Below are 6,792 nucleotides of genomic sequence, written 5' to 3' on the forward strand. Positions count from 1 at the left end.
CCCGACCCTGTCCTTCACGCGGCCGGGGCGGCGGCCGTCCGCAGCCGGGGATCCGGCGCCCCGCCCCGGTCTCGGTCCCGCTCCCGTCCCGGGAGGGCGATCAGCAGCCCGAGGGTGATCCACACGTACAGGTTCGCGCCGAGGAACGCGCCCACGCCGGTGGAGTTCCACCGCCAGAGCCAGACCACGCTGGAGCACAGCAGCACGTACAGCCCGCAGGAGGCGCCCAGCAGCGGGCGGCGGCCGCGGCGCAGCGCGGTGTCGGCGAGGAGCGCGAGGGCGGGGACGGCCCAGACCAGGTGGTGAACCCACGTGATGGGGCTGACCAGGCAGGCCGCGAGGCCGGTGAGGGCGAAGCCGGCCCACTCGTCGCCGTCGGCCGCCGCCCGGCGGGCCCGCCAGGCCCAGACGGCGAGGACCGCGAGCACGCACAACAGCCAGGCCGCGCGCTCCGGTTCGCCCGGCTGGAGGCGGGCCAGTACGCCCTGGAGCGACTGGTTGGAGACATAGCCGAGCGAGCCGATGCGGTCGGTGTCCCACAGCGCCTCGGTCCAGTACGTGCGCGAGGCGCCGGGCGCGATCCGGGCGGCGAGCAGCGTCGCGGCGGCGGCCGTGGCGACCGCGACACAGGCGGCGCGCCAGCGGCGGGTGACCAGCAGGTAGCCGATGAACAGGGCCGGGGTCAGCTTGATGGCGGTGGCGAGACCGATGCCGACGCCCGCGCAGCGCGCGAGGCGGGCGGCGAGGGGGCGGCCCCGGTGGCGGTCGCCGCCGAGGTGGCCTCCGCGGCCGTCACCGCCGCCGCTGCCAGGATCCACGCCCTCGGGCTCGCCACCGACCAGCAGGCCCTGCGCGGCGTCGAGACCGATCCGGCGCTGTCCCTGCGCGTCGAGCAGCCCCCCGGGAGCCGAAGGCTCCGGGGCGAGGCCCTCGGCGCCCCGGCTGCCGCCGCTGCCGGGACTGCTTCCGCTGCCGCGGCTGCCTCCGCGGCCGTCGTCGCCGTCGCGGGCCGCGGTCAGGAGGCGGGCGTCGGCGAAGACCAGGGCGACGAGCACCAGGTTGACCTGGCCGAAGCTGACGGTGTCGCGTACGGGCTCCAGCAGCGCGAACAGGCAGCCTGCCACCGTGAACGCGAACCACCCGCACCAGCCCGCGCGCCGTATCGCCGGGCCCGCGAGCCAGTGCAGCAGCAGCGCCGCGGCCGCCGCGCTCAGCCCGATGCTGACCGCGACCGCCACCGGCCAGCCGACCAGCGCCATCGGCAGCATGCAGACGGCGGCGAACGGCGGGTAGGTGAAGCCGTAGTGGGTGCCCGGGCGGAGGTAGTCGTAGATCCGTCCGCCGCCGTGGATCCAGTCGTTGACGGTGCCGTAGTAGACGCCGACGTCGAACCAGTCCCGGTGCAGGGGGACGGTCACGAGGAAGACAGCGGTCGCCGCCACCAGCCCGGCGGCGGTCAGCGCCCGTCCGTGAGGCGTCGCGGTCGTGGTCCGCGGCGCTCCCGCCGAGAGTTCTCCGGCCGTGGCGGGATCGTCCCCCGGGCGGCTCGTGGGCCCGTCGGCCGCGAGGTGGGTGGAACTGCGCGGCGCGGGACGGTCGTTGGCGGAGCTGGAGCTGGAGCTGGAGCTGGAGCCCGTGGGTCTGGGGCCGGGGCTCGCGGGTCTGCTGTTCGCGGGACCAGGGCCCGCGGGGTGGGCCGTCATGAGGCGGCCTGGAGGCGGTACGGGTTCGGGGCCAGGTACGTCCACCACAGGGTCAGCGCCGCCAGGGCGCCGCCGCCGACGGCGAGGGTCAACTGGAGCCCGTCCGGGGCGAATCCGCTCGGCAGCACCGCCAGCGCGAGCACCCCGCTGGCGGGCGCGGCCCAGCGCCGTACCCGCCCGTCCGGTGCCGCCGCCGCTATCAGGAACACCCCCCACAGCGCGTACCAGGGCCGGAACGCCGGGCCCAGCGCGAACACCGTCACCAAGCTCAGCCCCAGCGCGTGCACCGGCCCCAACTTCTGTGCCCCCGACCGCCCTCCGCATCGCAGCCACACCACGCCGACCGCAACAGCGGTCGCGACCAGCCCGAGCCACCGCCACGCGGGCACGGCGAACTCCGCGAGCCCGGTACCGGCCGCGTCCAGCAGCGCCCCGCTGACCCGCCCGAGGGTGCTCGTCAGCGACCAGTTCCCGGGCGACACGGGCGTGCTGAGCGCCCCGAGCCACCCGTACCCGGTCCCGGTGGCAGCCGTCACAACCACGGTGGTCGCCACCGCCACGGCCCCGGTGAGCACGACGGCCCGGACGAGGACCAGCCGTCTTCGTCCGCCCCCGCGGGCCGTCGCCCACAGGACCGCCACCGCCAGCAGGCCCAACCCCGCCGGGGCCTTCACCAGGGCGGCGAGAGTGACCAGGACCGCGCCCGGGATCGGGCGGCCGCCGAGGGCGGCCACCAGGCCCGCCCCCAGCAGGCCCAGCATCACCGCGTCGTTGTGCGCGCCCGCGACCAGGTGCAGCAGCACCAGCGGGTTGAGCGCGCCCAACCACAGCGCGGCGGACGGGTCGACGCCGCAGCGGCGGGCCAGCGCGGGCAGGAAGGCGGTCATCAGCCCGAGGCCGAGCAGGGCGACCGCGCGCAGGCCCAGTACCCCGGCGGGCACCTCGAACCGGGCGAGCGCGGCGGCCCCGGAGGCCAGCGACAGGAACACCGGCCCGTACGGGGTGGGGGTGTGCTGCCAGACGGCGGGGACCTCGGCGGCGAGGGGGCCGCCGAGGGCCGCGGGCCCGTAGGCGTACACGTCGATCCGGGCGTCGACCATGGCGCCCTGCGCGAGGTAGCTGTAGACGTCCCGGCTGAACAGCGGCGGCCCCATCAGCAGCGGCGCCGCCCACACCGCGAGTGTCACCAGCAGTTCCCGGGGCGCCGGGGGCCGCGGCCCGCGCACCGCGCGCCCCAGCCACCACCAGGCGGCGACCAGCAGCACGATCCCGAAGTACGCGCACACCAGCCCCAGCGCGGCCCGCCCCGAGGACGGCACGAGCGCCTCCCGCACCGGCAGCGCGCCCGCGGTCATCCCGCCCGCCACGAGCGCGGCGGACCCCGCGAACCCCAGCGTCCGGCAGCGGTTCGGGTCCACGTCGGGAAGGTCCAAGGCCAGCATCCTGCGGAGGCTGGCAGCCACCGGTGGCCGCGAGGCGACGCCGGGAAGAATCCCACCCGTCCACACCCTGAGGACCCGGTGACGGGGGGCTCAACGCGCGCCGGTGGCGGGGCGATTCGGCGGCGGGCTGGACGGACACGCGGTCCCGTCGGCCCCGCCGCTCAGGGGTTGACGTCGAGCACGCGGACCGGGTGGCCCTTCCACTTCTGCGGGTCTGCGGTCGCGACGACCGCGCCGTCGGGGCGGTCGGGAATCGGCTGGGCCGCGTACTTCGCGTGCGCGTCGGCCCAGGTGGCCTCGCGTGCGACGGCCAGAGCGGCGGGCAGGTCCAGATCGAGGAACGTGATGCCCGGTAGGGCGGCGATGTGTTCGGCGGTGCCGGGCCGGGAACGGTCGGCCTCCACCAGTGCGCACGACGGTGCGTACAGGAACCAGCCGGCCTCGCCGTGGGCGCGGTGGATCAGACGGGAGACCAGGACGTTGCCGAATCCGGCGGCGACCATGGCCGAGTCGTCCAGGACGACATGCAGGGTTTCGGTCACAGAGCGGCCGCCTGGGCCAGCCGCCGGTCCAACTCGGCGTCCAGGTGGTCCTGTTCGGCCTCGGTGGGGTTGTAGCCGTTCCACTCCCGGAGGGCCGCGCGGGCCCGCGCAGCCTGCTCCTCGCGTTCCGCCGGGGTGAGGAGGCTCTCGGCGAGACGGGCCAGGTAGGCGCGCAGGGACATGCCCTCGGCGGCCGCGACGTCCGCGAGTCGGTCGCGGGCGTCTGCGGGGATGCGAATGTTGGCGTCGGCCACGGTGACGGCTCCTTCCACTTCCGCCACAGGATACGGGTACGCACCCGTACCCGTGGGCGCTTTTACGGAGGTCCATCCTTCCGTGGCTCCGCCCTCGTGGTTAATCGGGCGGCGGGTCTGCGCCCGGTGGGTCCGCGCCGGGCGGGTCCGCCGGGGCCGCGCGCTCGCCGGACCGGCTCGGCCGGTCGGCCCCGTCGGACCGGCCGAGCCGGTCGGGCCGTGTGGCCGGTGTCGGGGCGCCCGGCGCTCCGCCCCGGAGGCGTTCCAGGTCCGAGGCGCGGACCTGGATGACCAGCAGGGCGATCAGCGCCGCCAGCACCGCCGCCACCGCGGCGACGGTGAACGCGGTCGAGACGCCCGCCGTCAGGACCTGGTCGCTCCACGGCGGCGGGAGTCGGCCCGTGCGCTGGAAGACGACCCGCTGGGCGGGCGTCGCCTCGGCGAGGAACCGCGGGATGACGTCCGCCGCCTCGTTGCGGCTGGCCGTGCCGAAGGCCGTCACCAGGATCGAGAGCCCCAGCGAACCCCCCACCTGCTGCGTCGTGTTGAGCACGCCCGACGCGGCGCCCGACTCGCGTGGCGCGACCCCGGAGACGGCCATGAGCGTCAGCGAGACGAACTCCATGCCCATCCCGAAGCCGAAGACCAGCATCGGCCCGAGGACACTGCCCAGGTACGTGCTGTGGACGTCGATCCGCGTCAGCCACGACAGGCCGCCCGCGGCCAGGATCCCGCCCACCACCATGAACGGCTTCGGCCCGAACCGCGGCAGCAGCCGTGAGGCCAGCGCCGCGCCCACCGCGATCACCACGCTGACCGGCAGGAACGCGAGGCCCGCCCGCAACGGGCTGAAGCGCAGCACGTTCTGTGTGAACAGGGTCAGGAAGAAGAACATCCCGAAGATCGCCGCGGCCAGGCTCAGCATCATCCCGTACGTGCCCGCCCGGTTGCGGTCGCGGAACATCTTCAGCGGGGTGATGGGCTGCCGCGAGCGCCGCTCGACCAGCAGGAACAGCGACAGCAGGACGACGGCCGCGCCGAACGCGGCCAGGGTCAGACTGTCCCGCCAGCCGTCCTGCGCGGCGCGGATGAACCCGTAGACGAGGGACACCATCCCGAGCGTCGCGGTCAGCGCGCCCAGGAAGTCGAAGTTGCCGGGGTGCCGCTCGGACTCGCGGATGCAACGGGGCGCGGCGAGGGCGATCAGCAGGCCGATCGGCACGTTGACGAACAGCACCCACCGCCAGTCGAGCCACTCCACGAGCATCCCGCCCGCGAGCAGCCCGATCGCGCCGCCGCCCGCCGAGACGGCCGCGAACACCCCGAACGCCCGGTTGCGGGCCGGGCCTTCGGTGAACGTGGTGGTGATCAGGGCGAGCGCGGTCGGTGACGCGATGGCCCCGCCGACGCCCTGCAGGGCCCGCGCCGCCAGCAGCTCCCACTCGTTCTGCGCGAGCCCGCCGAGCAGCGAGGCGAGCACGAACAGCAGCACTCCGAAGACGAACACACGCCGCCGCCCGAGGATGTCCCCGGACCGCCCGCCGAGCAGCAGCAGCCCACCGAACGTCAGCGTGTACGCGTTGACCACCCACGCCAGGCTCTCGGTCGAGAAGCCGAGCGCGGTCTGGATGTGGGGAAGGGCGATGTTCACGATGGTGACGTCGAGGACCACCATCAGCTGACACGACGCGATGACCAGCAGCGCGATGAGGCTCCCACCGCCGGGGTCGCCTCCGGCGGTGGGACGGGCTGGGGAACCGGGTCGTGGGGTCGTCATGGGTCGCTCCCACGCCGACCTTACGACCGCCACCGGTAGCGGACCAGCCGAGTGACCGCGACGGGCTCGTGACCGCCGGCCTCCGGCACCGCGACGGCCCACTGCCGCGGCGGGAACTCCCCGGGGACTTCGTCCCCAGACCCCCGCGGCGCCGGGATTCCGGCACCGCGGGGTGCTGCCGCGGCGGAAGGAATCGGGGCCCGTCCCCATGCACCCGTCCCCCAGGCGCCTCCACCTCGTGCACCCGGCGGTGCCGACCGACGGGGTCTGGGGACGAAGTCCCCAGTCTGTGCCCGCCGCGACGGCGGGTCATGGGTATGGCGCGGTCCGGCGGCGCCGAGCCGGTGCTGGCCGTGGCCGTGGGTGCAGCCGTGTGCGTCTTCTTGCCGCCGTGGCCGGCAAGATCCTCCCGCTGCGGCGATGCGCAATCGGTCCGGCGCGGTCCGGCGGTGCCGAGTCGGCGGTGGGTGAATCCCGCCCGCGGTCAGGTCGTTGCGGCGTTCCCGTTCGGGGTGCGCTGAAGCCATCGGCCGCCATGGCCTGACGGCGCCAGCCGTCAAAGTCCTTTCCACCGCGACGGCGAGTAACCGGTACGGCGGAGTCCGGCGGTGCCGAGCCGGCGTGAGCGGGTTGTCGTGCGGCGCAGCCCGCAGGGCTACGGCGTTGCCGAGGGGGAGACGTACGCGCGGTAGTCGCGGAGGCCGCCGAGGTGGGGGAGCGGCGCGACGCGCCAGCCGCGGGCGAACGGCGGCGGCTCGTTCGTGCCGGTCACCAGGACCGCGACCGGGACCGTGCGCGCCGTCGCGGCGAGGCCCGCGCGGGTGATGCTCCCGTCGTGCCCGCGGACCTGGCGGGAGGCGCACCCGGCCCGGAAGGCGATCCGCACCGCCTCCGCCCCCGACACCACACACGGCGGCCGCACCCCCTCCCGCCGCAGCTCGGCGGCCGTCCGCCCGACCGCGTCCCGCGTCGCGCGCCCGCGCGACAGCACCCCCTCCAACACCGCGAACTGCACCGCGAGATGCGCCGCGAGCGCCACCGCCACGGCCGCGCCCACCGCCGTCCGCAGCGACC

5 protein-coding genes and 1 pseudogene are annotated in these 6,792 nt (G+C 75.6%); all 6 read right to left on the reverse strand.

The genetic code is table 11. The features are described 5' to 3' along the window. Nucleotides 1-14: 14 nt before the first annotated feature. Nucleotides 15-1,442 carry a glycosyltransferase 87 family protein gene (locus tag AOK16_RS25825; RefSeq protein ID WP_240483632.1) on the reverse strand — a complete coding sequence of 476 codons (1,428 nt, stop codon included), beginning with the start codon at nt 1,440-1,442 and terminating at the stop codon, nt 15-17. A gap of 257 nt (nt 1,443-1,699) precedes the next feature. Further along, nucleotides 1,700-3,145 carry a polyprenol phosphomannose-dependent alpha 1,6 mannosyltransferase MptB gene (mptB, locus tag AOK16_RS18175; protein WP_055473293.1) on the reverse strand — a complete coding sequence of 482 codons (1,446 nt, stop codon included), beginning with the start codon at nt 3,143-3,145 and terminating at the stop codon, nt 1,700-1,702. 161 nt (nt 3,146-3,306) lie between these two features. Then, entirely contained in the window at nt 3,307-3,648 is a 342-nt protein-coding gene (locus AOK16_RS18180; RefSeq protein ID WP_398718257.1) for a PIN domain-containing protein, read from the reverse strand. 35 nt (nt 3,649-3,683) lie between these two features. Then, nucleotides 3,684-3,941 carry a hypothetical protein gene (locus AOK16_RS18185; RefSeq protein ID WP_055473294.1) on the reverse strand — a complete coding sequence of 86 codons (258 nt, stop codon included), beginning with the start codon at nt 3,939-3,941 and terminating at the stop codon, nt 3,684-3,686. Between the two features lie 100 nt (nt 3,942-4,041). Next, nucleotides 4,042-5,718, reverse strand: coding sequence for an MFS transporter (locus tag AOK16_RS18190; protein WP_079101511.1), 1,677 nt, complete (start codon nt 5,716-5,718; stop codon nt 4,042-4,044). A gap of 655 nt (nt 5,719-6,373) precedes the next feature. Beyond that, nucleotides 6,374-6,792, reverse strand: a pseudogene (locus AOK16_RS18195) (hypothetical protein); the annotation flags it as partial.

This window comes from Streptomyces pathocidini (genome assembly GCF_001418495.1).
GTDB classification, from domain to species: domain Bacteria; phylum Actinomycetota; class Actinomycetes; order Streptomycetales; family Streptomycetaceae; genus Streptomyces; species Streptomyces pathocidini.

Excerpts from the sequence above, each read along its gene's own strand:
- mptB (WP_055473293.1), bottom strand. The coding sequence starts at position 3,145 with ATGCTGGCCTTGGACCTTCCCGACGTGGACCCGAACCGCTGCCGGACG.
- AOK16_RS18180 (WP_398718257.1), bottom strand. The coding sequence starts at position 3,648 with ATGGTCGCCGCCGGATTCGGCAACGTCCTGGTCTCCCGTCTGATCCAC.
- AOK16_RS18190 (WP_079101511.1), bottom strand. The coding sequence starts at position 5,718 with ATGACGACCCCACGACCCGGTTCCCCAGCCCGTCCCACCGCCGGAGGC.